Source organism: Streptomyces sp. NPDC091387 (assembly GCF_044756945.1).
GTDB lineage: Bacteria > Actinomycetota > Actinomycetes > Streptomycetales > Streptomycetaceae > Streptomyces.
The window spans coordinates 291,871-314,738 of the sequence record NZ_JBIVTZ010000004.1 but is presented as its reverse complement, the minus strand read 5'-3'; the positions used below and the strand labels follow the sequence as shown (position 1 = coordinate 314,738).

Sequence of the window (22,868 nt, the reverse complement as noted above, 5' to 3'; positions counted from 1 at the left end):
GGGCTGCGGACATCATGACTGTGCAGGACAGTGGCAAGGTCGCGCTGATCACCGGCGCGAGCCGGGGCATCGGCTACGGCATCGCCGAGGCGCTCGTCGCCCGCGGCGACCGGGTGTGCATCACCGGACGCGGCGAGGACGCGCTGAAGGAGGCCGTCGAGGCGCTCGGCTCCGACCGCGTCATCGGCGTGGCGGGCAAGGCACACGACGAGGCGCACCAGGCGGTGGCAGTCGAGCGCACGATGGAGGCGTTCGGCCGGGTCGACTTCCTGGTCAACAACGCCGGCACGAACCCGGTCTTCGGCCCGATCGCCGAGCTCGACCTCAACGTCGCCCGCAAGGTCTTCGAGACGAACGTGGTCTCGGCGCTCGGTTTCGCGCAGCGGACCTGGAAGGCCTGGCAGAAGGAGAACGGCGGGGCGATCGTCAACATCGCCTCCGTCGCGGGCGTCTCCGCCTCGCCCTTCATCGGCGCGTACGGCATGAGCAAGGCCGCGATGATCAACCTGACCCTTCAGCTGGCGCACGAGTTCGCGCCGGTCGTGCGGGTCAACTCGATCGCCCCGGCGGTCGTGAAGACCAGGTTCGCCCAGGCGCTGTACGAGGGCCGTGAGGCGGAGGCGGCCGCGTCCTACCCGCTCGGACGGCTCGGTGTGCCCGAGGACATCGGCGGCGCCGCGGCCTTCCTCACGTCGAACCAGGCCGACTGGATCACCGGACAGACTTTGGTGGTCGACGGAGGGATCTTCCTGAACGCGGGCGTGGGCTGAGACACCCTGAGCTGGTTTGGCCCTGATTGACTCAAGTGCCCTGTCGGGCCTACGGATTGACCCGACGGGGCGCTGCGGTATGGTCTGCCGACCCATGGCTGATCGAGGAGCGTGCGCGTGTTCTACCGGGCCAGTCTGCAGGCTGCTGCAGCCCTTGCTTCCCTGTCTCTGCTGGCCGGCTGCGGTCTGTTGTCCGACAGCGGTGCGGATGTGGATCAGGAGATAGCTGTCGGGACGACCAGCGAACCCTCCACCCTCGACCCGGCGGCGGCGTGGGACGGTTCCTGGGAGCTGATGCGCAATGTGTTCCAGACTCTGGTGAGCTTCCCCACCGGAAGTACGAGTCCCGAGCCCGATGCCGCGGATCACTGCAAGTTCACCGACATGACCAGCACCGCCTACCGCTGCACGCTCCGCGAGGGTCTGAAGTTCTCCAACGGCGACAAGCTCGACGCCGAGGCCGTGAAGTACTCCATCGACCGGATCAGGACGATCGCGGTCAAGGGTGGGCCCAACGGCATGCTCGGCTCGCTCGACCGGGTGGAGACCAAGGGCGACTACGAGGTCATCTTCCATCTGACGAAGCCGGACGCGACGTTCCCGTTCGTGCTGGCCACGCCCGCCATGTCGCTGGTCGCGCCGAGCGACTACTCGGCACACAAGATCCGCAACGACGGCAAGGTCACCGGCTCCGGACCGTACCTGCTGGAGGCCTACAAGCAGGGCGACCGCTCCGAGCTGGTGAAGAACCCCGACTACAAGGGTTTCGCCGACCGCAAGAACGACGCCGTGACCATCCGGTACTTCAAGCAGTCCGGCGCCATGGTGACGGCGCTCAAGAAGAACGAGATCGACGCCACCTACCGCGGGCTGTCCGCCGAGGAGGTCGTCAGCCTGGAGGACAACGAGGACAAGAAGAGCGATCTCCAGCTCGTCGAGACGGTCGGCGCCGACATTCGCTTCCTGGTCTTCAACCCCGAGGACCCGGCCGCCGGGAAACCGGCCGTGCGGCGGGCGATCGCCCAGCTGGTGGACCGGGACGCACTGGTGGCCAAGGTCTACCGGGGCACAGCGGAGCCGCTCTACTCCATGGTGCCCAAGGGCATCGCGGGGCACACGACCAGCTTCTTCGACACCTTCGGCGACCCGGACCGGAAGAAGGCGCAGAAGATCCTCAGGGACGCCGGGATCACCGAGCCCGTCGCGATGACCTTCTGGTTCACCACTGACCGCTACGGCTCCTCGACGGCCCCCGAGTTCGACGAGATCAAGCGCCAGCTGGAGTCCTCCGGGCTCTTCAAGATCACTCTGAAGAGCCAGCCCTGGAAGAAGTTCCAGGAGGGCTTCACCAAGGGCGAGTACCCCGTCTTCGGCCGAGGCTGGTTCCCGGACTTCCCCGACCCGGACAACTTCATAGCCCCCTTCCTGGGCAAGGACAGCGTCACGGGCATGCCGTACACGAAGGACGAGATCACCAAGGAGCTGCTGCCGCAGACCCGCAAGGAGAGCGACCGGGGCGCGGTCAGCCAGCAGTTCGTGCGGGCGCAGAAGATCCTGGTCGACGACGTCCGGCTGCTCCCGCTGTGGCAGGGCAAGCTGTACGTGGCCGCGGGTGAGGACATCGGCGGCGGCGAGCGCGCCCTCGACCCCCAGACGGTCATGCAGATGTGGGAGCTGTACCGCAAGGCCAGCTGGTAGCGGTACCAGCCGCCCCACAGGGCCTTCCGGGGAGGCTCCCGGCTGCGTTGTCAGTGGTCGCCGGTAGGTTCTGAGATCAAGAACTGATTGCTTACCGGAGGTTGTTGACGTGACCGACACCGACCAGCTGCCCGAGTCCTGGCGCGGCGTCCTCGGCGAAGAGCTGCAGAAGCCGTACTTCAAGGAGCTCACCGAGTTCGTCGAGGAGGAGCGGGCCGCGGGTCCGGTCTATCCGCCCCGGGGGCAGGTGTTCGCCGCGCTCGACGCGACCCCGTACGACAAGGTGAAGGTCCTGGTCCTGGGGCAGGACCCGTACCACGGCGAGGGCCAGGGGCACGGCCTGTGCTTCTCCGTGCGGCCCGGCGTGAAGACCCCGCCCTCCCTGCGGAACATCTACAAGGAGATGAAGGAGGAGCTCGGCCTGCCGGTCCCGGACAACGGGTATCTGATGCCGTGGGCCGAGCAGGGGGTGCTGCTCCTCAACGCGGTGCTGACGGTGCGCGCGGGCGAGGCCAACTCGCACAAGGGCAAGGGCTGGGAGAAGGTCACGGACGCGGTGATCCGCGCGGTCGCGTCCCGGCCCGACCCGGCGGTCTTCGTGCTCTGGGGCAACTACGCGCAGAAGAAACTCCCGCTGATCGACGAGGAGCGCCATGTGGTGGTGAAGGGGGCGCACCCCTCGCCGCTCTCGGCGAAGAAGTTCTTCGGGTCCCGCCCGTTCACCCGGATCAACGAGGCGGTCGCGGCCCAGGGGCACCAGCCCATCGACTGGCGCATCCCCGACCTGGGCTGATGGCGCGCCGGAGCCTGAGTGCGATTGCGCGTCGCTGCGGTTAGCGTCGGACCGGCCGGAACCATCCGGAACCGTCCGGAACCCCACGGATTCGGCCGGGCACAGACGGACGGGTGCGAGGGAGACCGCAGTGACGGAGCAGCAGGAGACGTCGCGGGACGTCGTCATGACCAGAATCGGCCAGGCCATCATGCTGCTGCACGGCGGTGACCGCGAGGAGGCCCGCAATCGCTTCGGCCTCCTCTGGGCGGAGATCGGTGCGGACGGCGACGCCCTGCACCGGTGCACCCTCGCCCACTACATGGCTGACACCCAGGACGATCCCGGCGACGAGCTGGCCTGGGACCTGCGGGCGCTGGCCGCCGCCCAGGCGCTGACCGACGAGCGCGTCGCGGAGGACCGCGACGCGCTCGCGGTGCGCGCCTTCTACCCGTCGCTCCACCTCAACCTCGCGGCGGACTACGTGAAGCTCCGGCACCCGTCCCGGGCCCGGATCCACCTGGACCGGGCCCGGGACGCCTCCTGCGTGCTCGCGGACGACGGCGTCGACGACGGCTACGGGGGCGGGGTCCGGGCGGCCATCGGGCGGCTGGAGCGGCGGCTGCGGGAGCTGTGAGGGGGAGCGGGGCCGGACCGGCGGAGCGGTCCAGCCGGCCTCCCGTCGGCCGGCCCGGTCAGTGCCCGTAGGTGTGGTCGCAGATCCGCGACTGCGGACTGCCCGCCGGCCAGTGCCCGTATCCGCGTCCGAGCGCGCAGACGTCCGTCCCGGTGACGGGCGCCGGCAGCGCGGGTACGGGCACGGTGGGCAGGGCCCGCCGCGGGTGCGCCGGGCCCGGGAGGTGCCGCGGCTGCGGGGCGCGGGGTGCGCCGCGGGGCACGGCGGGGCGGGTGGCCGGAGGGGCGGCGGACGCCCGGCCGGTGCCGGCGCTGGACGGCTTCGGGTCCGGTACGGCTTCCAGGATGTCGCGGACCGGGGGCCGGCCGATCTGCGGGGACAGGTCCTGGGCGGGCCGGTCGGCCGCCGGAGCGGGCGGGGCGCTCGGCCTCGGCTGCACGGACACACACCCGGACAGGGCCGTGACCGCCACGGCGACCAGGAGTTTCGCGGTGGTTCTGGTTCGATGCACCTGATCAACTCTGCTGTGCGGAACAGTCATTGCGTGAGCCGGAACGCTCGGATTGGTCCGCATGAGTGACCCCGTCAGCGCGGCGCCCCGCGTGTCGCATCCCACGGAGGCGGTGCGGTACCCGGGTGTCAGTGCCCGAGCATTCCGCGCAGCAGCTCGCCGAAGCCCGTGCGCAGCTCCGCCTCGGACGGCACGGAGCGGCTGTAGGAGCCTGCCGCACACGAGAACATCAGCCCCTCGCACCAGGCCACCAGCGACAGCGTGTGCCGTTCGGGCTCGGTCGATCCGGCCGCCGTCAGCAGGGCCACCAGGGGCTCGCGGAACTGGCGGCCCGTCGCGTCGAAGAAGGTCCGCAGCTCGGGGCGGCGCGTGGCCTCCAGAGCGAGTTCGTACCGGCAGATGAGCAGTTCGGGGTGGTAGGCCAGATAGCGGTGCAGAGCCGTCGCGAGACCGGCGATCAGCGCGTCCTGGCCGGGAGACCCGGACGGATCGGAGCGTCCGGGCACCTCGGCCGCCGGGACCGGTGCGGGGAGTTCGCCGGGTGCCAGTACCCGGGACTCGCGCTCCGCCAGCCGGCGCACCGTCGCCTCCAGCAGGGCCTGCCGGGTGCGGGCGTAGTTGGACGTCGAGCCCTGGGGGAGGCCGGCCCGTTCGTCCACCGCGCGGTGGGTCAGCCCCCGCATGCCGCGCTCGGCCAGCAGGGCGAGTGCCGCGTCGGTGATGAGTTCGCCCCGGGTGGAGCCGGTGGTGCGTGTCGCCATGGGCTCAACCTACCGTCGAAACTACAGCTGTAGTAGCCTGACGCTCACTACAGGTGTAGTTTCGAAGGCCGGGAACGCCGAAGAACCGGGAACGAGGAGGAGCCATGGACACGCCCCGTGCGGTCGTCATCGGCAGCGGAATCAGCGGTCTCACCGCGGCGGTGGCCCTCCACCGGTCCGGCTGGCAGGTCACCGTGCTGGAACGGGCCGATTCGCTGGAACCCGTCGGCGCCGGAATCAGCCTCGCGCCCAACGCTCAGCGTGCCCTGGATGTCATCGGGCTCGGCGACGAGATCAGGTCCCTCGCCGCCTGGCAGGGCGAGGGCGGCATGCGCTCACCGGACGGCCGCTGGCTCTCCAGGACCGACAGCACCGCGGCGGCCCAACGGTTCGGCGGCCCGCTCGTCCTGCTGCACCGGGCCACCCTGATCGACCGCGTCGCCGCCGGGCTCCCCGGCTCCGCCATCCGCACCGGCTGTCCCGCCCACCTCGTGGACCCGGGTACCGCGGGCGGCCGGCCCGCCGTGATCGGCACTCCGGACGGGGACATGGAGGCCGAGCTCGTGATCGGCGCCGACGGCGTCCACTCGGCCGTACGGGGCGCGCTCTTCCCGGACCACCCCGGCCCGTCGTACGCGGGCTTCACCACCTGGCGGGTCCTGGTCCCCGCGCCCGCCGAGGCCTTCGCCCCGCACGAGACCTGGGGCCGTGGCGCGCTCTGGGGCACCCAGCCGCTCAAGGACGGCCGGATCTACGCGTACGGGGCCGCCGTCGCCCCGGCGGGTGCGCGGGCCGCCGATGACGAGCGCGCGGAACTGCGGCGCCGGTTCGGCGACTGGCACCGGCCGATCCCCGGGATCATCGCCGCCGCCGAACCCGGAGGTGTCCTCGGTAACGACGTGTACCAGATGACCGACCCGCTGCCCGCCTTCCACCGGGGCCGCGCGGTGCTCGTCGGGGACGCCGCCCACGCCATGGCTCCCACGCTGGGCCAGGGCGGCAACCAGGCCATCGAGGACGCGATCGTGCTCGCCCACCACGTGGCACCGGGTGCGGACCTGGGCGCGGGCCTCGCCGCGTACACCGCCGGCCGGCTGCCCCGTACCGCCGCCGTCGTCCGCAGGGCGGCACAGGTCTCACGGCTGATGTGCCTGTCCGGGCCGGTGTCGGTCGCGGTGCGCGACTTCCTGATGTCCACGGTCTCCCGGCTCGGACCGGGCCTCGTCCTGCGCACCTTCGACGGCATCGCCGACTGGCGGCCTCCGCAGCCCACGTATGCTGCCGGGACGTAGGACGCGCCGGTACAACCGCGGTGGACCACCACGGACGGGAACCGCGACGCACGGCGTTGAACAGCGAGAAGGAGACCCTGTGAAGGTCGGCTGCATCGGGCTCGGCGACATCGCGCAGAAGGCTTATCTGCCGGTGCTCACCACCCTGCCGGGGGTCGAACTGCATCTGCAGACCCGCACCCCCGCCACTCTGGCCACCGTCGCCGAGGCCCACCGGATCCCGGCCGCGCAGTGCCACACCGACCTCGAATCGCTGCTCGCCCAGGGGCTGGACGCGGCGTTCGTGCACGCGCCGACCGCCGTGCATCCGGAGATCACCCGGCGGCTGATCGAGGCGGGCGTGCCCACCTATGTCGACAAGCCGCTCGCGTACGGATTCGCGGATTCCGAGCGGCTGGTGGAGCTGGCCGAGGCACGCGGTGTCGGTCTCGCCGTCGGCTTCAACCGCCGGGTGGCGCCCGGCTACGCCCAGTGCGCCGAGCACCCGCGCGAGCTGATCCTCATGCAGAAGAACCGCGTCGGACTGCCGGAGGAGCCGAGGACCATGGTCCTCGACGACTTCATCCACGTGGTCGACACCCTGCGCTTCCTGGTACCCGGGCCGGTCGAGCACACCGTCGTACGGGCCAGGATCCGCGACGGCCTGATGCACCACGTCGTGCTCCAGCTGTCCGGCGACGGCTTCACCGCCATCGGCGCGATGAACCGGCTCAGCGGCTCGACCGAGGAACGGCTGGAGGTCTCCGGCCAGGACTCCAAGCGCGAGGTCGTCAACCTCGCCGAGGTGATCGACCACAAGGGCCAGCCGAGCGTACGGCGGCGCGGCGACTGGGTGCCGGTGGCCCGCCAGCGCGGCATCGAGCAGAGCGTGCTGTCGTTCCTGGACTCCGTGCGGGCCGGAAAGCCGCTGAGCGCCAGGGACGCCCTGGAGACGCACGAGCTGTGCGAGCGCATCCTGCGTGACCTCGACTGCGCGTAGGGCCTTGCGCGGGCCCGCCCGTCGGGGGCGGGCGCGGGGTGGCCCCGTTCCCGCCCGCCGGTCCTCGGGATGCGTGCGGACCGGGGCCGATGCAGGCTGATGAGATGGACCGTCGGCCCGTGGAGGTGACCTCGTGAAACCCCGCCACGAGCCCCAGGGCTGGAGCGCGCTCCAGCCCCCGCCCGGCTACTACTCGGCGGACGGACGCCCGCCCGACGCCATGCAGCGCGCCCTGATCCTCGACTGGGCGGTCAGCCAGCGGATCGCGAGCGGCTGGCGCGTCGAGACCCGCTCGGAGACCCAGGTCGTCATGGTCAGGGGCCGCCCCCTGAACCATGTGCTGCACGCCGTCCTGACGGTCTTCAGCTGTTTCCTGTGGGGCGTGGTGTGGCTGGTGCTGGGCGTGACCCGAAAGGTCGAACGGATCGCGCTCACCGTCGACGCCATGGGCGACATCGTCTCCGTGAACGGTCCGGGCCGGAACACGTTCTGAACGCGCACCACCCAGGAGCCGACGCCATCACCCAAGAGGCGACGCGCACACTCACGGGTCACACTGCGCGGAACCTGTCCGGGACTCCGCCACCGGACGGGGGGCCTGTACGGACGCAGCCCCGCCGCCCGCGACGCCCGCGGTGACCGCACCCACCGGCACGGGCCTACCGGGCCTGCCGCGCACGGACCGTACCCCTTCGAAGGCGCAGAAGGCGGCCAGGACGGCCAGGGCGCCGTACAACGGCCAGTCACCCAGCCGGACATACAGCGTGGTGCCGCCGGCCATCGGGACGCCGAACACCGCGGCCCCGCCCGTGTCCGTACCGAGCGGGGCACCGATCCGCTCACCCTGCGGGCCGTACACCGCACTGACACCCGTCAGCGTGGCGTGCACCATCGGGCGGCCGTTCTCCGCGGCCCGCAGTGCCCCGAGCGAGGCGTGCTGGGCGGGTGCCCAGCCGTGCTGGAACGACGAGGTGGAGGACTGGGCGACCAGCAGCTGTGCACCGTCCCGGGTCAGCCGCCGGCTCATGTCGGGAAACGCGGACTCGAAACAGACCAGCGGACCGATGTGCAGCCCGTTCGCGCCGGGCAGCGTCATCGTCACCTGCCGCGTACCGCGCAGCCGGTCCTCGCCCGCCGCCCTGCCCATCGAGGTGGCCCAGCCGAGTGCGGCACGGGCCGGGACGTACTCGCCGAAGGGAACCAGCCGCATCTTGTCGTAGCGGTCCCCGGTCAACCCCCGCGGACCCACCAGCACCGCGCTCTTGAAGATCCCGGTCCGGCCCGACGCGTCGGTCTGCCTGGCGTCCACGTTCACCAGCACGTCCGCGCCCACCAGCCGCGACAGCGCCGCGATCCGGGCCGCGACATCGGGCCGCCGCACCGGATCCACCGCGACGCTGCTCTCGCCCCACACGACCAGGTCGAGATCGCGGCCCGCCAGCGAGCGCGTCAGCTCCTCACTGCGGGCGAAACGGCGCTGCACACTGCCGGGCCCCTCGATGACACCAGGCTGCACGACGGCGATCCGCGCCACCCCGGAACGCTCCGGCTGCGGCGCCCACATCCACACCGTGCCCACCGCCACGGCACCCCCCACGAGCGAGACGACGGCCGCCGTACGGGCGGCCGAGGTCACCAGCAGCACGGCGAGCGCGGTGTTCACCGCCACCACCAGCAGGCTCACCAGCCAGACCCCGCCCACCGAAGCCAGCCGGAGCGCGGGTGTCACCTGCCACTGGCTCGCGCCCAGCAGCCCCCAGGGGCCGCCCAGCGCCTCCCAGGAGCGGGCCAGTTCGATCATCAGCCAGCCGCACGGGACCACGATCACGGCCGTCACCACCGCACCGGCGGACAGCCGCCCGCTCAGCAGGCGGGAGACCAGCAGCCCCCACGGCGCCCACATCAGACCGAGCAGGGCCGCCAGCACCACGATGAACACGTGGAGACTCGGCATCAGCCAGTGGTGCACGGCCAGTATGTAACCGGTCCCGCCGAGCCACCCGTCGAGCGCCGCCCGGCGGCCCGTACCGGCCGACCGGATCAGCAGCAGCAGGGGAACCAGGGCGACATAGGCGAACCACCACAGTGCGGGCGCGGGGAACGCGAGCGCCGGCAGCGCACCGGCGAGGAGCGCGACGACGCCGCGCCACAGGGCGGAGCCGAGTATCCGTTCGCCCCACGCGCGCCGCTGCCCGGCCCCGGTCCACATGCCGCGCCTCCCTAGTCCTGCCCGCGATCGTCCTGCCCGCAACACCGGGTCCTTCGGGCCCCGTCCCCCTGTTCTCCCCCAGTGTGGGGCAGCGGAAGCGGACCGGCGCGGATCAGCCGGCGGCGAGGGCACCCGTCATGCTCCGCCACTTCTCGTGAACGGTCACCCCCCGGATCCGCCAGCCGCTGTCCGTGCGGACCAGGTCGAAGGCGTACCGCCCGCCGGACACGAAGTTCGGCGCGGTCGGAGGCGCTGTGTCTTCGGGGGTCCCGACGTTCCCGGCGTCGTTCCCGAGCCGCATCGGGTTCATGTAGTCGGCCTGCACCTGGGCGCCGTCGCCCGGATAGCCGCCGAGATCCTGGAGGTCGAGGCGTCGGTTGACGATCAGGTGCTGCCTCACGGGAAAGAGCAGCATGGTCTGCGAGAGCCATTGCGCGACCTCGGAGGCGGGCCCCTCGACGCCGCCCGCGGTGCGGTAGTCGGCGCGGCCGTCAGAGGTGAACAGGGCTTGGTAGTCGGCCCATTCGCCGTCGTCCACCGCCACCGCGTAGCCGGTGATCACTGCATCGATGGAGATCCGGTCCATCACGGTCGAGAGGTCCACACGCTGCGTCATCGGGTCAGTCTGTGCCCACGGGCGTCAGGGGCCAAGTGCCGTGCACACGCGGCAGGCCTGCGGCGGCCGCGCGGGGGCGGCGCCGCGGGCGCGGCCGGGCGGCGAACGGCGGCGTCAGCCGGGGACCACGGCCACCGGGCCCCGGGCCATGGACGCGGTCGCCAGGCTGTTGGACCCCAGCATCAGCGAGCGGAAGCCGCCGAGCCCGCGCGAGCCGACCACCACCATCGACGCGGCGCGGCCGAGCGAGGTCAGTGCCGCCGCCGGGAAGTCGAGCGGCGCGAGTGTCGTGGGGTGCAGCCCGGGAGCGATCTCGTTCACCCGGCGGACGGACTCCGTGAGCAGTTCCTCCGCCTCGCGCCGCTGCGCCTCCTGGCCGGCCCGTCGGGTGTGCCGGACCGCGTGCACGACCACCAACGGAAGCCCCCGGACGAGCGCCTCGCGGGCCGCCCAGTCCAGTGCCTCACGGCCGGGCGACGAACCGTCGACCCCGGCGATCACGGGAAGCTCGCTGCTGGCCATGGCTGTCTCCGGAGTCCGCTGGTACGTGTGCCGGTCCGGCACGTGCGTGCCGGGGACGTACTTCGTACGCTACGGCGCGGGCAGGAAGAGGGCCTCCGGGCACGGTACGGCGGTGCCCGACGCACGTGGCCACGGCCCTGGGAGCGGCCGTATCCGGTGGCCCGCGAGGCACATGGAACCACGGCCGTACCGAGGCGACAGGACAACGCGCGGAGATCACGAATGAAATGGACGCTCTTGTCCTCGTCTGCTGCGGCGCCTGCACCTATGCTCGCGGGATGGAGCAGAGCGAAGTCGTGAAGCGTGTGGTCGGCATCCTCACAGAGGCGGGCGAGATGCGCAGGCTCTTGGAGGAGAGCCCGGACCGAGGTGACCCGAGCAACGACTCGACCGTGGTGACCGCCCTCCTGAACGAGACCATGCCGCGGATCGCGATCCCCGAGGACGCCACGATCGAGGATGTGGTGGGGCTCGTCGGCCGTGAGGTCGGGGGTGCGGTGGAGCAGTTGGTCGGAGCGTTCACCCTGGCGTTCGCCATGCTGGCACAGGTGCACGACTCGGGTCAGACGGATGTGTCGTCGGCGGACGTGCTGCAGGACCTCGCGCTGCGGGCCGAGCAGTTCGGCACCGAGGGCCCGGGGGAGACGGAAGCGTAGGGCGGGTCGTCGGACCGCCGTCTGCCGCACGGCATACTCGGCGGCATGCGCATCGACTTCGACCCCCAGTGCACGGACCGGGGCACGTTCTACCGGCTGCTCACCGCCGTGGTCGTTCCCCGGCCCATCGCCTGGGTCTCCACCGTCACCCCGGACGGCGAGACGGCCAACCTCGCACCGCACTCCTTCTTCACGATCGCCTGTGTGAGCCCGCCCGTCGTCCAGTTCACCTCGGTCGGGCGCAAGGACTCGCTCCGCAATATCGAGGCGACCGGCTCCTTCGTGGTCAACTTCGCCCCGGAGCACCTCTTCGAGCAGATCAACGCGACCGCGACCGACTTTCCCCGGGGCGTCAGCGAGTTCACGGCCGTGGGCGTCGAACCGGAACCCAGCCTGAAGGTGAAGCCGCCGCGGGTGGCGGGATCGCCGGTCGCCCTCGAATGCGAACTGCACAGCACGGTCCTGCTCGGCGACTCCACCGTCGTCTTCGGCCGCGTGGTGCATGCCGTGGTCGACGAGGACGTCATGACGGACGGGCATCCGGAAGCCGCCAGGCTGCGCCCGCTGACCCGCCTCGGCAAGGACGAGTGGGGCACGTTCGGAGGCGTACGGGAGATCTCCCGTGTCCCGTACGCCCAGTGGCAGGAGGACCGCACCAACCGGTGAGGCGGGGCGCGGGCCGGCACCCGCCGGTCCCGGAACCCCGCGCTACTCCACCGGGCGTACGGCCACTGCCTTCCGGCGTACGACGACGCCGCGACGCGCGCCGGGGGATCCTGCGCACCATGGAGAACCGGACGACAGCGACAGTCCCGGCCGGACGTGCGGGCAGCCACGCACTCGGCCCGCCCCCCTTCGCCCGGCCTGCGCAAGGTGCGGCCGGTCGAAGGGTTCTGCTGCGCGACGGGGGCCGTGCTCATCGCGTCGGGACTGGCGCACCTCGTCGTCCTCGTCGTCGACGGCGGCTCCTGGGACGGCCCGGTGTCCTGGCGCAAGCCCGTCACCTTCGGCCTTGCCTTCGGACTGACGCTCATCGCGATCGCCCGGGTCTCCTCGTACCTGCGGATCGGTGTCCGTACCCGCACCGTGCTGCTGGGGACGTTCGCCGCGGACTGCGGGCTGGAGGTCGCCGGAATCACCGTGCAGGCGTGGCGCCGCGTGCCGTCCCACTTCAACATGGAGACCCCCTTCGGCACGGGGGTGTCCATGACGCCGGCCGTCGGCGGGGGAGCGCTGGTCGTCACCCTCTCCACGCTCTCGGCCGCGGCGTTCCTCCGGCGGCCCGGCGGACCGCCCGGCATGGCGCTCGCGCTGCGCGCGGGGTGCGGGATTCTCGTCATCGGGCTGCTGTCGGGTGCGGCCATGATCGCGCGTGGCGTGTATCTGACCCGCACCGGGCACCAGTTGGCCGGCTACGCCTCCACGGCATCGCTCAAGCCCCTGCACGGCGTCAGCCTCCACGCCGTCCTGGTGCTCCCGGTACTGGTACGCCTCCTGGCCATGACATCGTGGAGCCCACACACCCGCGTGTCCGTCGTGCGGGCTGCCGTCGGCTGCTACGCGGCGGCCGTCGCGGCAGCGCTGGTGTGGGCGGTCGTCGCTCACTGATGCGGCCGTGAAGGCGAACACGGGGCGCACCGGCGACGGTGCCGACGGCCGGACCGGCGGCAACGGATAGTCTCTGCAAGTCTCGTCGGATACCGGTGCCCTGGTGGGTGTGGGACCGGGACGATGCCACACCCCCGTCGTCGCCGCTGTCCACGGACCGGCCGGCGCGGGGCTCTCACAGCAACTGCGATGTACAGGAGACCCGATGGCTGATACCCCGACCCGCCAGGTTCAGCGGCGCTCGGACGAGAGCGCGGCGGGCTCGGTGGCCGAGGCCCCGGGCCGTGTCGAGGCCGTACCGACACCGCGTTACCAGGGGCTGTTCGTCGAACCCGATCTTCCGCCTTTCGTCGAGACCGAGTGACGGCACCCCGGCCGAGGTCCGGACTGCCCCCGTGCCCGCTCCGGTGGGCACGGGGGCAGTCCGGTACCGGGGCGCCCGCCCCGGTGACCTCCAGCCGTCCCGCGTGGGGCCCCGGCTGTGCGGGCGCGGCGCATCATGGAAGCTGTCGGCATGAACATCTCTGCCGACGAAGGCTCACCGGAACGAGCGGGCTACCGGCGATCGGCGGGGTCGCCGCGCGGTGAGGCCCGGCGCCGGGAACTGCTCGACCGGGTCACCGAGGACCTCGCGGCCAACGGGCTCGTGGACTTCTCGCTGCGGCGCGCCGCACGCGCGGCCGGCACCACGCACAAGGTGCTCCTGTACCACTTCGACGGTGCCGACGACCTGCTCGTGCAGGCGGTCCTCCAACTGCGCGGCCGTCGCATCGCCAAGGCGCTGGCCGCCGCCACCGAAGGAGCGGTCCGCCGGTCGCTGGGCGACTGGGTGCGCGCGATCTGGCCCATCCTGGTGAGCGAGGACGCACGGGTCCTCGACCAGGCCATCGGCCTGGCGATGTATGACTCCGAACGCTACGCCGCACTCGGCCGCGAGGCGTCCCAGCAGTATCTGCCCACCCTGCTCGCCGTCTGCCCGGAGCACTGGTCCGCGCGCCGCAAGCTGGAGGTCGCCGAGATGGTCCTCGCGACGCTCCGCGGCTTCCTGGTGGACGCCAGGACCAGCGGAGACACCGCAGGGGTCGCCGCCGGGTTCGAAGGGCTGATGCGCGCGCTGGAGCGCGAGGAGGCCGCCGAGGAGTGACGGCGCCTGCCCGGCGGGCCGCAGGGCGGGACCGCGTAAGCGATGGACGCGTCGTGAACCACGTGGTTCACTTTTGGGAGGGATGAATCCCGCCCATCCGGAGGTCGTCATGCGTACACCCGCAGAACGCCAGAAGATTCGATTCGACGTCGACGGCACCGAATGCGCCGCCTGGCACTACCCGGGAACGAACGGCGGCTGCGTGATCATGGCCGGCGGCGGCGGGGTGACCAAGGAGCCGGGCACCGACCTGTTCGCCGCGCGGTTCCACGAAGCCGGGTTCACGGTCCTCGCCTTCGACTACCGGTACCTCGGCGAGAGCGGCGGCCTCCCGCGCCAGGTCCTGCGCATCAAGGACCAGCTCGCCGACTGGCAGTCGGCGATCGACCGCGCCGCGACCCTCCCGGGCGTCGATCCGGCCCGGATCGCGATCTGGGGCTTCTCCCTGTCCGGCGGTCACGTCCTGCGCGTGGCGGCCCGCAACCCGCACCTGGCGGCCGCCGTCGCCCAGACGCCCAACGCCGACGGGCCGGCCTGCTCCCGCAACGCGACGCGCTATCAGAAGCCGCTCGCCATGCTGCGGCTCACCGGCACGGTCCTGCGGGACGCGGCGGGCGCTCTCCTCGGCCGGCGCCCCGTGCTGGTGCCGCTCGCGGGCCGGCCGGGCACCGTCGCGATGCTCACCACGCCGGACAGCGTCGACAGCGACAGGGTCCTCAACCCGGGCAACCGGTACCCGGAATGGCAGCAGGTGATCGCCGCCCGCTCGGTGTGCGGCATCACCCTCTACCGGCCCGGCCGTGACGCGCCACGGATCCGCGTCCCGCTGCTGGTCCTCGTGTGCGACCAGGACCGGACAGCGCTGAGCGAACCCGCTGTCCGGGCGGCCGGGCGCGCGTCAGGGGCCGAACTGGTCCGCTTCCCCGGCGGGCACTACGCGCCGTTCCTGGACGAGCACGAACCGGCGCTCCGGGCGGAGTTGTCCTTCCTGCACCGCCACCTGCTCGACCCGGTGCCCGCCGGGGAGCCCGCCGCCGCGGACGCGTCGCCGGCCCGACGGTCATGAAGGAGATCGACCTGTCCGCCGGGACGATCGTCTACGAGGACACCGGCGGCGACGGCCCCGCGGTGGTCCTGCTGCACGGGCTGATGATGGATGCGTCCCTGTGGGACGCAACGGTCGCCGGGCTGTCCGCCGGTCACCGGTGCCTGGTGCCGACGCTACCTCTGGGCGCGCATCTTCACCCGATGCGCGCGGACGCCGACCCGTCACTCCTGGGGGCGGCCCGGCTGGTCGCCGAATTCCTCGACCGCCTGGACCTGCGGGACGTCACGCTCGTCGGCAACGACACCGGCGGGGCCCTCGTGCAGTTGCTCATCGGTGAAGGAGACGGCGACAGGGTGGGGCGGGTCGTGCTCGTCTCCTGCGAGGCGTTCGACAACTACCCGGCACGCGTGACCGGTACGACCCTCGCGCGCGCCGGGAGGCTCTCGCCCCGGCTCTTCGGCCTGTTCATGCAGCAGATGCGGCTGCGGGCGGTCCGCCGCCTCCCGATCGCGTTCGGCCGGCTGACCGAGCGCGGCGACGCGGCCACCCGGCGGTGGACGCGGCCCGTCATGACCCGCCCCGGCATCCGCCGCGATGCGGTCCGGGCACTGCGGGCGGCGGACGCGGATGCCCGCAGGCTGGCCGGGGCGGCCGAGGCCCTGCCGTCCTTCGGCCGGCCCGCGCTCGTCGTCTGGGCCGCCGAGGACCGCGTGATGCCGCCCGAACACGGCCGACGCCTCGCGGCGCTCCTCCCGCAGGGGCGGCTGACCGAGATCGCGGACAGCCGCACGCTCGTCCCGCTGGACCAGCCGGAGCGGCTGGCGCCGGCGATCCGGGAGTTCGTGCCCGCGGCCCACCGGTGACGTAAGTGCCGGGGCCGGCGCCGTCCGCCCCAGGCACTGCCACGGAACGCCTATTCGCAGGCGACCCCGTCACCGTCGCGGTCGAGATGCCGTCCGTAGCCGGGTTCCCCGGCGTGGATGGGTGCGGCGCCGGCGGCGCGGACAGCGGTGCAGTTCGCGTAGTACGCCGAATCGCTGCCTCCACCCGACCCCGAGCCGCCTGACGTACCGGACCCGCCGGAGTCGGGTGCGACGGTGACCTTGACGGTCTTCGTCTTCGTGACGGCCGGCACCGGCTTCAGCTCCGCGGTGACGGTCTCGGTGACGGCGGGCAGGGGCTCGGCCGACTCCGTCGCGGTCACCGTGGCCGTGACGGTTGCCGCAGGCGCGGCCTTCGCGTCGGCGGCCTTCTCCGTCCGGGTGCCGTCGTCGGAGCCGCCGATCCCGACACCGACGGTGAAGAGAATGACCGCCGCGGGAATGATGATCCGCTTCCTCGTCCAGCCCGGCCGGTTCCCGGCAGGCGGCGGTGACACGTAGGGGTTGGGCCCGGTGGGCTTGGGTGGCGGGCCCCAGGGCGGCGGCTGCGGCGGCGGATTGTGCGTCATGGGTCCCCCCGGAGTTCGTGGAGAGCCGACCGTAGCCACACCGGCCACGGGCATGGACCTACATGCTCCGGAAGTGACGGAGTTGTGACCAAGAGGTGAAGGTGTCGGGCTCTTCGTCGGCGCGGCAGCTCGCGCGGCGCCGTCGCGGACGGTGCGCCGCGACGCGCGCCGCGGCTTCGCGCCCGGGAGCGGTGTCCCTGCTCTCCGCACGGGTCGAGCGCCTCCTCGGCCCCCGCCGGGAGGTGGCTGCGACGGTCCTGCGGGCGGCGGATCCGCGGCTGTACAGGCGGTGAAGAGGGCGCTGGGGCCGACCGTGGCGGGGCACTACGGTGAGCCGTGCCCGGGGCCCGCCGAAGTGCCGGCCCCGCCCGGGACGTCACTTCGTGGTCCCGTTGGGACGGCGAAGCGTGGACGGACGAGCACTCAGGACAAGGCTGACGAATGACGGGTATGCACGCCAGGCCGGACCGGCCTGCGGGCCGAACGGAGCCCACCGACAGCCGCTCGGACACCGAACTCGGCTCCGACGTACGCAAGTCGGGGGACAAGGCCGCGCTTGCCGAGTTGTACCGGCGCCACCATGCGGCCGTCCTCGGCTACGCCCGTACCTTCGCCCGCGAACCGCACACCGCCGAGGATCTCGCCTCGGAGGCGTTCGCCCGTGTCCTGCGCGTCGTGCGGTCCGGCGCGGGGCCCGAGGCCGCCTGGCGGCCGTACCTGCTCACCGTGGTGCGGCACACCGCCGGGGAATGGGCGGCCACCGAACGACGTACCGAGTTGAGCGAGGACTTCGAGCAGTGGCTCGATGAACGAACGGCCGCCGCTGCGGCCGCCGGGGGAGCGGAGCACGCCGGGGGCGAGGAGCGGGTGATCGCGCAGGAGGACCGGGACATGATCGTCCGCGGCTTCCACACCCTGTCCGAGCGCTGGCAGGCGGCCCTGTGGCACAGCGTCGTGGAGGGCGAGTCCGCCGAACGGATCGGCGTTCTGCTGGGCATGAGCGCCAGTGGCGTCACCTCGCTCACCGCGAGGGCCAGGGAAGGGCTGCGTGAGGCGTATCTCCGCGCACACGCCGAGAGCGGCAGCCGGAGCGAGGAGTGCCGGCGCCACGGTTCGCTGCTCGCCGCGGCCGTCCGCCGCGGATCCCGGCGTGACCGACGGCTGGGCCGGCATCTGGCGGACTGCGGGGACTGCCGACGGGCGCTCGATGAACTCGCCCACCTGGACCGGCGGTTGGGGGCCGTCCTGTCGGCGGGGCTGCTGCTGTGGGGTGGCCGCGCCTATCTCGACGCTCAGTTCGGAGCGGCGGCCGGTGGCGCGGCGGCGGGTTCGGCGAGCGGTGGAGTGGGCGCCGCCGCGTCCACGACGGGCGGAAAGCTCGCCCTGCTGGGCGCCGCCGTGGTCACCGCATCCGCCCTGGTGGCCGGCGGCCTGCTCCTCCTGGACCGGGGCGAGGGGACTCCGGCGGCCTCGCCCGCGCCCGGCGGAGCCCCCGGGCGCTCGGCGGCGGCCACCACCTCGGTGTCACCCGGTCCCCGGGTCCGCCCCACCCCTGCCACGAGGCCCCCGCATACCACCGCGAGCTCCTCGCCCTCCGTTCCGCCGGCCCCGCCCGTATGGCTGCCGAAGGCGGAGGACCGCACCCGGCTCCGGCTCGCCTCCACCGGCCGGTGCATGGAGATCCCCGGCGGCAGCACCGCCGCTGGCGTCCAGGCCCGGGAGGCGCCCTGCGACGGGAGCCGCCACCAGGTGTGGGACCTGCTGCGACCGGGCGATGACGGGCGGCTGCAGATACGCAACGCCGGGACCGGCAAGTGCCTGGCCAACCAGGGGACCGAGACCGACGACGCCCCGGTCGTCCAGAAGGACTGCAAGCCCGCGGACGCCCATCAGCTGTGGGGACTGTGGGAGGAGGAGGGAAGCGGCGAGGCGCGGTTCAGGCAGCAGGGCGACCGGATGTACCTGGGGCTGAACGACTGGGCGAACGCCGCCGACGGCCGGCGGCACACCACGGACATCGGCACCAACCACCACTACTACGCCTCCCCTTCGTTCGGCTTCCGCTACGACGGCGCGCTGTTCGACGGCAACCTCACCGCGCTGCCCGCGTACGGCTGATGGCGTCGCGGGCATCTGGTGTGGCGGCGGACAACGTCGGCCAGGTCGGGGGAGACCGTTCCTTCCTTGGTGCGGCCTTGGGTAAAGGATCAGCAAAGTCGCGGGACGGGGCCGGGCGGCGGCACTCCCCACTCCTGCAACGTTCCACCGATCCCCAAGGACCCCCCATGCACAAGCGCGCCCGTACGGGACTCGCCACCGCCGCGGCCACCGCCGCCGTGCTCGCCACCGTCGGCACGGCCGCCCCCGCCCACGCGGCCGACGAGAACCCGGCCAGGAACCGGGTACTCGTCGTCGTGGTCGACTTCAAGGACGCCAAGCACTCCGACGTCGAGGCGGTCAAGAAGGACGCCGGGAAGGAGTACTTCGGCGGTTCCCAGTCGATCGCCGGCTACTACACCAAGGTCTCCCAAGGAGCCTTCACCTACGTCCCGGCCGCCGAGGACGAAGTCGTCGGACCGTACGAACTGGACCTGCCGCAGAACCCGTGCGACGCCGGAGCCGTGAACAAGGCGGCCAGGGAGGCCGTGCTGGCGGACGGCTACACCCAGAAGGAGGACTACGACAGCATCTCCGTTCTGCAGCCGGGTGCCGGAAGCGACTGCGGCTGGTCCGGACTCGGCTCCGTGCCCGGTCCGAACACCTGGCTCCAGATAGGCGAGGACGGCAGGACCAGCAAGGCCGCCACGGTCCACGAGTTCGGGCACAACCAGGGCTACAGCCACCACGAGCGCGATGAGTGCCCGGCCGGTGACCTCGGCCGCTGCACCGCCGGAGAGGGGTACAGCGGCAAGTCCCCGATGGGCGGCGGGGGCGTCGGCGTCGGCTTCTCCGCTCCCGAGCTGATCAGCCGCTCCTGGCTGCCCGGCGGCCAGGCCGTCACCGTGAAGAAGTCCGCCACCTTCACCCTCAGCCCGCTCTACGGCGGCGCGGCCGGAGGCGTCCGGGCCCTCGATATTCCGCTGGGCAAGGACAGGCTGGTCGTGGAGTACCGCCACGAGGACCCGTCCTACACCGACGACGAGGACGGCAACCTCGACGCCGCGATCGAAGGTGTGCACGCCTATCGGGTGCCCGAGGGCAACTACAACTCCTCCCGGCTCATCGACCCCACTCCGGGCCAAGGGAAGGGGAAAGAGGACGCCATCACCTCGCTGACCGACACGGCGAACAAGGTCCGGGTCAAGGTCGGCCGCTCCGGGAGCGGGTCGGCCACCGTATCGGTCAGCCTCGGCGGCGTACCCGCCCCCGCCGCGGCCGGATCCTCCGAGCAGGGCAACACCGCCGCCCCCGACCCGAAGGCGCAGGGCGGCGAGGGAGCCCCCGCCTCCGAGAAGGGCACCGACGCCGACGCGCCGGACGGCCACGCGGAGAAGGGCGGCGCCGACACCGGGAACCTGGCGGAGACGGGCGGCGGCTCCACGACCCCGCTGATCGCCGGCACCGGCGCCATGCTGGCCACCGCCGGAGCCCTGTGCCTGTACACGTTCCGTCGGCGCGGCCGCCGCCACGCCTGAACGAAATGCCCGCTTCTGGCACCTCCGGAGAGGCGGCAAGTCGCCTCAACCGTAGGGTCGTTGACGCGGTAGACCGGGGGTGAGCGGGAGGGTGGGCCGCCGGCGAGTCCACCCAGGGTGTCGGCGACCGCCGTTGCATCGGCCGCCGGCACCACTTGCAAGACGGTCCGGCGTCGCACAGGCCCCAAGCGCCGAGGACGTTGTTCTACGGTCGCCGTCGCCCTCGCCGTACCCAGGCCGTCCGCCCCCGGCCTGGGTACGGGAGGCCGACCGACGAGCTCAACCGGGCGGCGTGACAGCGGGCCGCACACCGAACCACTGCTCGGCCCCGTACTCCTCGAACCGCTCCACCTCGGTGAACCCCAGCTTCGCCGCGAGGCTCACCGAGCGGTGGTTAGCGGTCTGGGCGCAGAGCACCACCGGCTCGCCGGGAAGCGCGTCGCCGAACCAGTCGAGTGCTGCCGTGCACGCCTCGGCGGCGTACCCGTGCCCCCACGCCTCCGGCAGGAACATGTAGCCGAGCTCGGCCTCCCCGGCATCCGGACGGAGGTGCCCCGGACGCCCCGGGTCGCGGCGGTCGAGCGTGACCAGGCCGATCATCGCGCCGTCGAGGTCGATCACGAAGAGGCCGGGGCGCCGCCCGGGCACCCGGGGCATCACGCGCTCGAGCTCATCACGGGGCCGAGGGGCACCGAGGTAGAGGTGCACCTCCGGCGATGCGAACAGCTCGATGAACGCGGCCCGGTCCCCGGCCAAGGGCTCGCGGAGCGTGAGCCGTTCGGTCCGTATCGCTGCAGGCGGCCAGGCGACGGGTCCGAGCTCAGTCATGGCGAGCAACCTGCCGCAGGCCCGCCGGAGCCTGATCCGGAGTCCGTCATGCCGCCTCGGCCGCGTCGCCGCGGACGACGGCCGCCCACTCGGCGAGCAGCCGCTCGTACTCCCGGCGCCCCTCGGGCGACAGCCGCCCGCGGCCCTGCTGCCAGAGCGCGCGGATGTCCGCGTTCACCGAGGCAAGCGAACGCACGTCGGCGCCGGGCGCAGGGGGAGTAGGCATGGCACACAGGATACGAGGTCGTTGGGACAATGCGCCCAAGTAGGATCGGTGCATGATTCGCGCAGTCGTATTCGACGTCGGTGAGTGCCTGGTGGACGAGACCCGCGAGTACGGCGCCTGGGCTGACTGGCTCGGCGTCCCGCGGCACACGTTCGCCGCCGTGTTCGGGGCCGTCATCGCCCAAGGCCGGGACTACCGCGAGGTGTTCCAGGAGTTCCGGCCGGGTTTCGACCTCGCCGAGCAGCGACAGGCTCGCGCCGATGCCGGCCGGCCCGAGTGCTTCGACGAGTCCGACCTGTACCCCGACGTCCGCGACTCCCTGAAGGCTCTGCGGGCGGACGGCCTGTGGCTGGGCATCGCGGGCAACCAGACGGCACACGCAGGCCGCATCCTCCGGACGCTCCTCACTCCGGACGTGGACCTGATCGGCACGTCGGACGACTGGGGTGCGAGCAAACCGGACCCCGAGTTCTTCGTGCGCCTCGCCGACGTCGTCCCGGCCGACCCCGGCGAGATCCTGTACGTCGGCGACCGCGTCGACAACGACCTCGCACCCGCTGTCGCAGCCGGCATGCTCACGGCACTCGTGCACCGCGGCCCCTGGGCAAGGATCCAGTGGCACAGCGAGGACGCCGAGCGGCTCCCCACCTTTCGCGTGGAGAGGCTCCTGGAATTGTCCCCGCGGATCGCCCGGTTCAACGAGCGAGAGCACTGACTGCTGTCGACCACCCGTAAAGACGCTCGTCCGGGTCCCGCGCACACTGCGTATGGACGACTCGGTGATCGGCCCCTGTGGACCGCTTCCGCACCCTCGTGCCGCAGAACCGGCACCGGCTTCCGGACGTGTCCGAATTTCACTCGGCGGTCTCGTCACCGGCCGGTACTGTGCGATGCGGACCAGTGGAGGATGAGCCGGTGCGGCCAGTGCTGTTGGTGGATGTGGACGGACCGCTGAATCCGTATGCCGCGAAGCCGCACCACCGGCCCGAGGGCTACCGTACGCACCGCATACTGACACCTCGCTGGGAGGCGGCTGAGCGGCGCCGGCTGACCGAGTGGGGACAGCCGAACAAGCCCGTGAAGCCGCTGCGGGTGTGGCTCAACCCGGATCACGGCCCGGCGTTGGAGGCGCTTCCCTTCGACCTGGTGTGGGCGACCACGTGGGAGGAAGAAGCCAACGCGTTCATCGCGCCAGTCCTGGGATTGCCCCAGCTGCCCTTCATTCCCTGGCCCTCGCCGCGGATTCAGCCCGGCGGCGGCGTGTTCTGGAAGACACCGGAGATCGTCGCGTGGGCGAAGGGCCGGGCCTTTGCCTGGATCGACGACGAGATCACAGACGCCGATCGCGCCTGGGTGAAGAAACAGCACCACGGTCCGGCCCTGCTGCACCGGATCAACCCCCGACACGGCCTTGCCATCGACGACTTTGCCGCACTGACGGCATGGGCGACCGGCCTGGACTGACTTCACGACGAGTCGACAGCTGCCTACGACATCGTTTCCGCA

The 22,868-nt window shown here is 72.1% G+C and carries 25 protein-coding genes and 1 pseudogene; 18 read left to right on the top strand and 8 right to left on the bottom strand.

Annotated features, from left to right (window positions below; translation table 11 throughout):
• The first annotated feature begins 14 nt into the window (after positions 1 to 14).
• The 4 genes from ACIQM0_RS10875 (at position 15) to ACIQM0_RS10860 (ending at position 3,877) form a co-directional block, all read left to right on the top strand.
• The gene (locus tag ACIQM0_RS10875; RefSeq protein WP_401285648.1) at positions 15 to 770 is read left to right on the top strand and encodes an SDR family oxidoreductase; all 756 of its coding nucleotides are present in this window, start codon (positions 15 to 17) and stop codon (positions 768 to 770) included.
• Positions 771 to 887: 117 nt separating this feature from the next.
• Positions 888 to 2,468, top strand: a complete 1,581-nt coding sequence (locus tag ACIQM0_RS10870) for an ABC transporter substrate-binding protein (RefSeq protein ID WP_401285646.1) — start codon at positions 888 to 890, stop codon at positions 2,466 to 2,468.
• Positions 2,469 to 2,577: 109 nt separating this feature from the next.
• Complete coding sequence (locus ACIQM0_RS10865) at positions 2,578 to 3,261, top strand: uracil-DNA glycosylase (RefSeq protein ID WP_363023542.1); 684 nt, start codon at positions 2,578 to 2,580, stop codon at positions 3,259 to 3,261.
• Positions 3,262 to 3,391: 130 nt separating this feature from the next.
• On the top strand, positions 3,392 to 3,877 hold the full coding sequence (locus ACIQM0_RS10860; RefSeq protein WP_401285644.1) for a hypothetical protein: 486 nt from the start codon (positions 3,392 to 3,394) through the stop codon (positions 3,875 to 3,877).
• A 58-nt stretch (positions 3,878 to 3,935) separates the two neighbouring features.
• Here ACIQM0_RS10860 and ACIQM0_RS10855 read toward each other — a convergent pair whose 3' ends face one another.
• Together ACIQM0_RS10855 and ACIQM0_RS10850 are read right to left on the bottom strand one after the other, a co-directional pair.
• On the bottom strand, positions 3,936 to 4,388 hold the full coding sequence (locus tag ACIQM0_RS10855; protein ID WP_401285642.1) for a hypothetical protein: 453 nt from the start codon (positions 4,386 to 4,388) through the stop codon (positions 3,936 to 3,938).
• Positions 4,389 to 4,516: 128 nt separating this feature from the next.
• Positions 4,517 to 5,149 (bottom strand): TetR/AcrR family transcriptional regulator, encoded by a 633-nt coding sequence (locus tag ACIQM0_RS10850; protein ID WP_401285640.1) that lies wholly within the window; start codon positions 5,147 to 5,149, stop codon positions 4,517 to 4,519.
• Between the two features lie 104 nt (positions 5,150 to 5,253).
• Here ACIQM0_RS10850 and ACIQM0_RS10845 point away from each other — a divergent pair, with 104 nt between their 5' ends.
• The 3 genes from ACIQM0_RS10845 (at position 5,254) to ACIQM0_RS10835 (ending at position 7,913) form a co-directional block, all read left to right on the top strand.
• Complete coding sequence (locus tag ACIQM0_RS10845) at positions 5,254 to 6,441, top strand: FAD-dependent oxidoreductase (RefSeq protein WP_401285638.1); 1,188 nt, start codon at positions 5,254 to 5,256, stop codon at positions 6,439 to 6,441.
• Between the two features lie 79 nt (positions 6,442 to 6,520).
• The gene (locus ACIQM0_RS10840; protein ID WP_401285636.1) at positions 6,521 to 7,420 is read left to right on the top strand and encodes a Gfo/Idh/MocA family protein; all 900 of its coding nucleotides are present in this window, start codon (positions 6,521 to 6,523) and stop codon (positions 7,418 to 7,420) included.
• Between the two features lie 133 nt (positions 7,421 to 7,553).
• The gene (locus ACIQM0_RS10835) at positions 7,554 to 7,913 is read left to right on the top strand and encodes a hypothetical protein (protein WP_401285634.1); all 360 of its coding nucleotides are present in this window, start codon (positions 7,554 to 7,556) and stop codon (positions 7,911 to 7,913) included.
• Positions 7,914 to 7,964: 51 nt separating this feature from the next.
• On the opposite strand, the gene lnt is transcribed toward ACIQM0_RS10835, so the two are convergent.
• The 3 genes and pseudogenes from lnt to ACIQM0_RS10820 all read right to left on the bottom strand — a co-directional run.
• Complete coding sequence (gene lnt, locus ACIQM0_RS10830) at positions 7,965 to 9,629, bottom strand: apolipoprotein N-acyltransferase (RefSeq protein WP_401285632.1); 1,665 nt, start codon at positions 9,627 to 9,629, stop codon at positions 7,965 to 7,967.
• A gap of 112 nt (positions 9,630 to 9,741) precedes the next feature.
• On the bottom strand, positions 9,742 to 10,245 hold the full coding sequence (locus ACIQM0_RS10825; protein WP_401285630.1) for a nuclear transport factor 2 family protein: 504 nt from the start codon (positions 10,243 to 10,245) through the stop codon (positions 9,742 to 9,744).
• A gap of 123 nt (positions 10,246 to 10,368) precedes the next feature.
• A pseudogene (locus ACIQM0_RS10820) lies at positions 10,369 to 10,767 on the bottom strand (universal stress protein); the annotation flags it as partial.
• A gap of 278 nt (positions 10,768 to 11,045) precedes the next feature.
• On the opposite strand from ACIQM0_RS10820, the gene ACIQM0_RS10815 reads away from it, so the two are divergent.
• The 7 genes from ACIQM0_RS10815 (at position 11,046) to ACIQM0_RS10785 (ending at position 16,086) form a co-directional block, all read left to right on the top strand.
• Positions 11,046 to 11,423, top strand: coding sequence for a hypothetical protein (locus ACIQM0_RS10815; RefSeq protein WP_362960932.1), 378 nt, complete (start codon positions 11,046 to 11,048; stop codon positions 11,421 to 11,423).
• Between the two features lie 45 nt (positions 11,424 to 11,468).
• Entirely contained in the window at positions 11,469 to 12,089 is a 621-nt protein-coding gene (locus ACIQM0_RS10810) for a flavin reductase family protein (protein ID WP_401285628.1), read from the top strand.
• A 156-nt stretch (positions 12,090 to 12,245) separates the two neighbouring features.
• Positions 12,246 to 13,031, top strand: coding sequence for a hypothetical protein (locus ACIQM0_RS10805; RefSeq protein WP_401285626.1), 786 nt, complete (start codon positions 12,246 to 12,248; stop codon positions 13,029 to 13,031).
• 205 nt (positions 13,032 to 13,236) lie between these two features.
• Complete coding sequence (locus tag ACIQM0_RS10800) at positions 13,237 to 13,395, top strand: hypothetical protein (RefSeq protein ID WP_401285624.1); 159 nt, start codon at positions 13,237 to 13,239, stop codon at positions 13,393 to 13,395.
• Between the two features lie 150 nt (positions 13,396 to 13,545).
• Entirely contained in the window at positions 13,546 to 14,175 is a 630-nt protein-coding gene (locus ACIQM0_RS10795; RefSeq protein ID WP_401285622.1) for a TetR/AcrR family transcriptional regulator, read from the top strand.
• 109 nt (positions 14,176 to 14,284) lie between these two features.
• Positions 14,285 to 15,241 carry an alpha/beta hydrolase gene (locus ACIQM0_RS10790; RefSeq protein WP_401285620.1) on the top strand — a complete coding sequence of 319 codons (957 nt, stop codon included), beginning with the start codon at positions 14,285 to 14,287 and terminating at the stop codon, positions 15,239 to 15,241.
• Positions 15,238 to 16,086 (top strand): alpha/beta fold hydrolase, encoded by an 849-nt coding sequence (locus ACIQM0_RS10785; protein WP_401285618.1) that lies wholly within the window; start codon positions 15,238 to 15,240, stop codon positions 16,084 to 16,086. The genes ACIQM0_RS10790 and ACIQM0_RS10785 overlap by 4 nt, the downstream gene beginning before the upstream one ends.
• A 50-nt stretch (positions 16,087 to 16,136) precedes the next feature.
• Here the strand turns inward: ACIQM0_RS10785 and ACIQM0_RS10780 are convergent, their stop codons facing one another.
• Positions 16,137 to 16,673, bottom strand: a complete 537-nt coding sequence (locus ACIQM0_RS10780; RefSeq protein ID WP_401285616.1) for an excalibur calcium-binding domain-containing protein — start codon at positions 16,671 to 16,673, stop codon at positions 16,137 to 16,139.
• Positions 16,674 to 17,114: 441 nt separating this feature from the next.
• Here ACIQM0_RS10780 and ACIQM0_RS10775 point away from each other — a divergent pair, with 441 nt between their 5' ends.
• Together ACIQM0_RS10775 and ACIQM0_RS10770 are read left to right on the top strand one after the other, a co-directional pair.
• Positions 17,115 to 18,791, top strand: a complete 1,677-nt coding sequence (locus ACIQM0_RS10775) for a sigma-70 family RNA polymerase sigma factor (RefSeq protein WP_401285614.1) — start codon at positions 17,115 to 17,117, stop codon at positions 18,789 to 18,791.
• 167 nt (positions 18,792 to 18,958) lie between these two features.
• Complete coding sequence (locus tag ACIQM0_RS10770; protein ID WP_401285612.1) at positions 18,959 to 20,308, top strand: LAETG motif-containing sortase-dependent surface protein; 1,350 nt, start codon at positions 18,959 to 18,961, stop codon at positions 20,306 to 20,308.
• Between the two features lie 279 nt (positions 20,309 to 20,587).
• Here ACIQM0_RS10770 and ACIQM0_RS10765 read toward each other — a convergent pair whose 3' ends face one another.
• Positions 20,588 to 21,136: a GNAT family N-acetyltransferase gene (locus ACIQM0_RS10765; protein ID WP_401285610.1), complete on the bottom strand. Its 549-nt coding sequence runs from the start codon at positions 21,134 to 21,136 to the stop codon at positions 20,588 to 20,590.
• Positions 21,137 to 21,182: 46 nt separating this feature from the next.
• Entirely contained in the window at positions 21,183 to 21,362 is a 180-nt protein-coding gene (locus ACIQM0_RS10760) for a hypothetical protein (protein WP_363023574.1), read from the bottom strand.
• A gap of 52 nt (positions 21,363 to 21,414) precedes the next feature.
• Here ACIQM0_RS10760 and ACIQM0_RS10755 point away from each other — a divergent pair, with 52 nt between their 5' ends.
• Complete coding sequence (locus ACIQM0_RS10755; RefSeq protein ID WP_401285608.1) at positions 21,415 to 22,077, top strand: HAD family hydrolase; 663 nt, start codon at positions 21,415 to 21,417, stop codon at positions 22,075 to 22,077.
• Positions 22,078 to 22,286: 209 nt separating this feature from the next.
• Positions 22,287 to 22,826: a hypothetical protein gene (locus ACIQM0_RS10750; RefSeq protein WP_401285807.1), complete on the top strand. Its 540-nt coding sequence runs from the start codon at positions 22,287 to 22,289 to the stop codon at positions 22,824 to 22,826.
• The last annotated feature ends 42 nt before the right edge of the window (positions 22,827 to 22,868 follow it).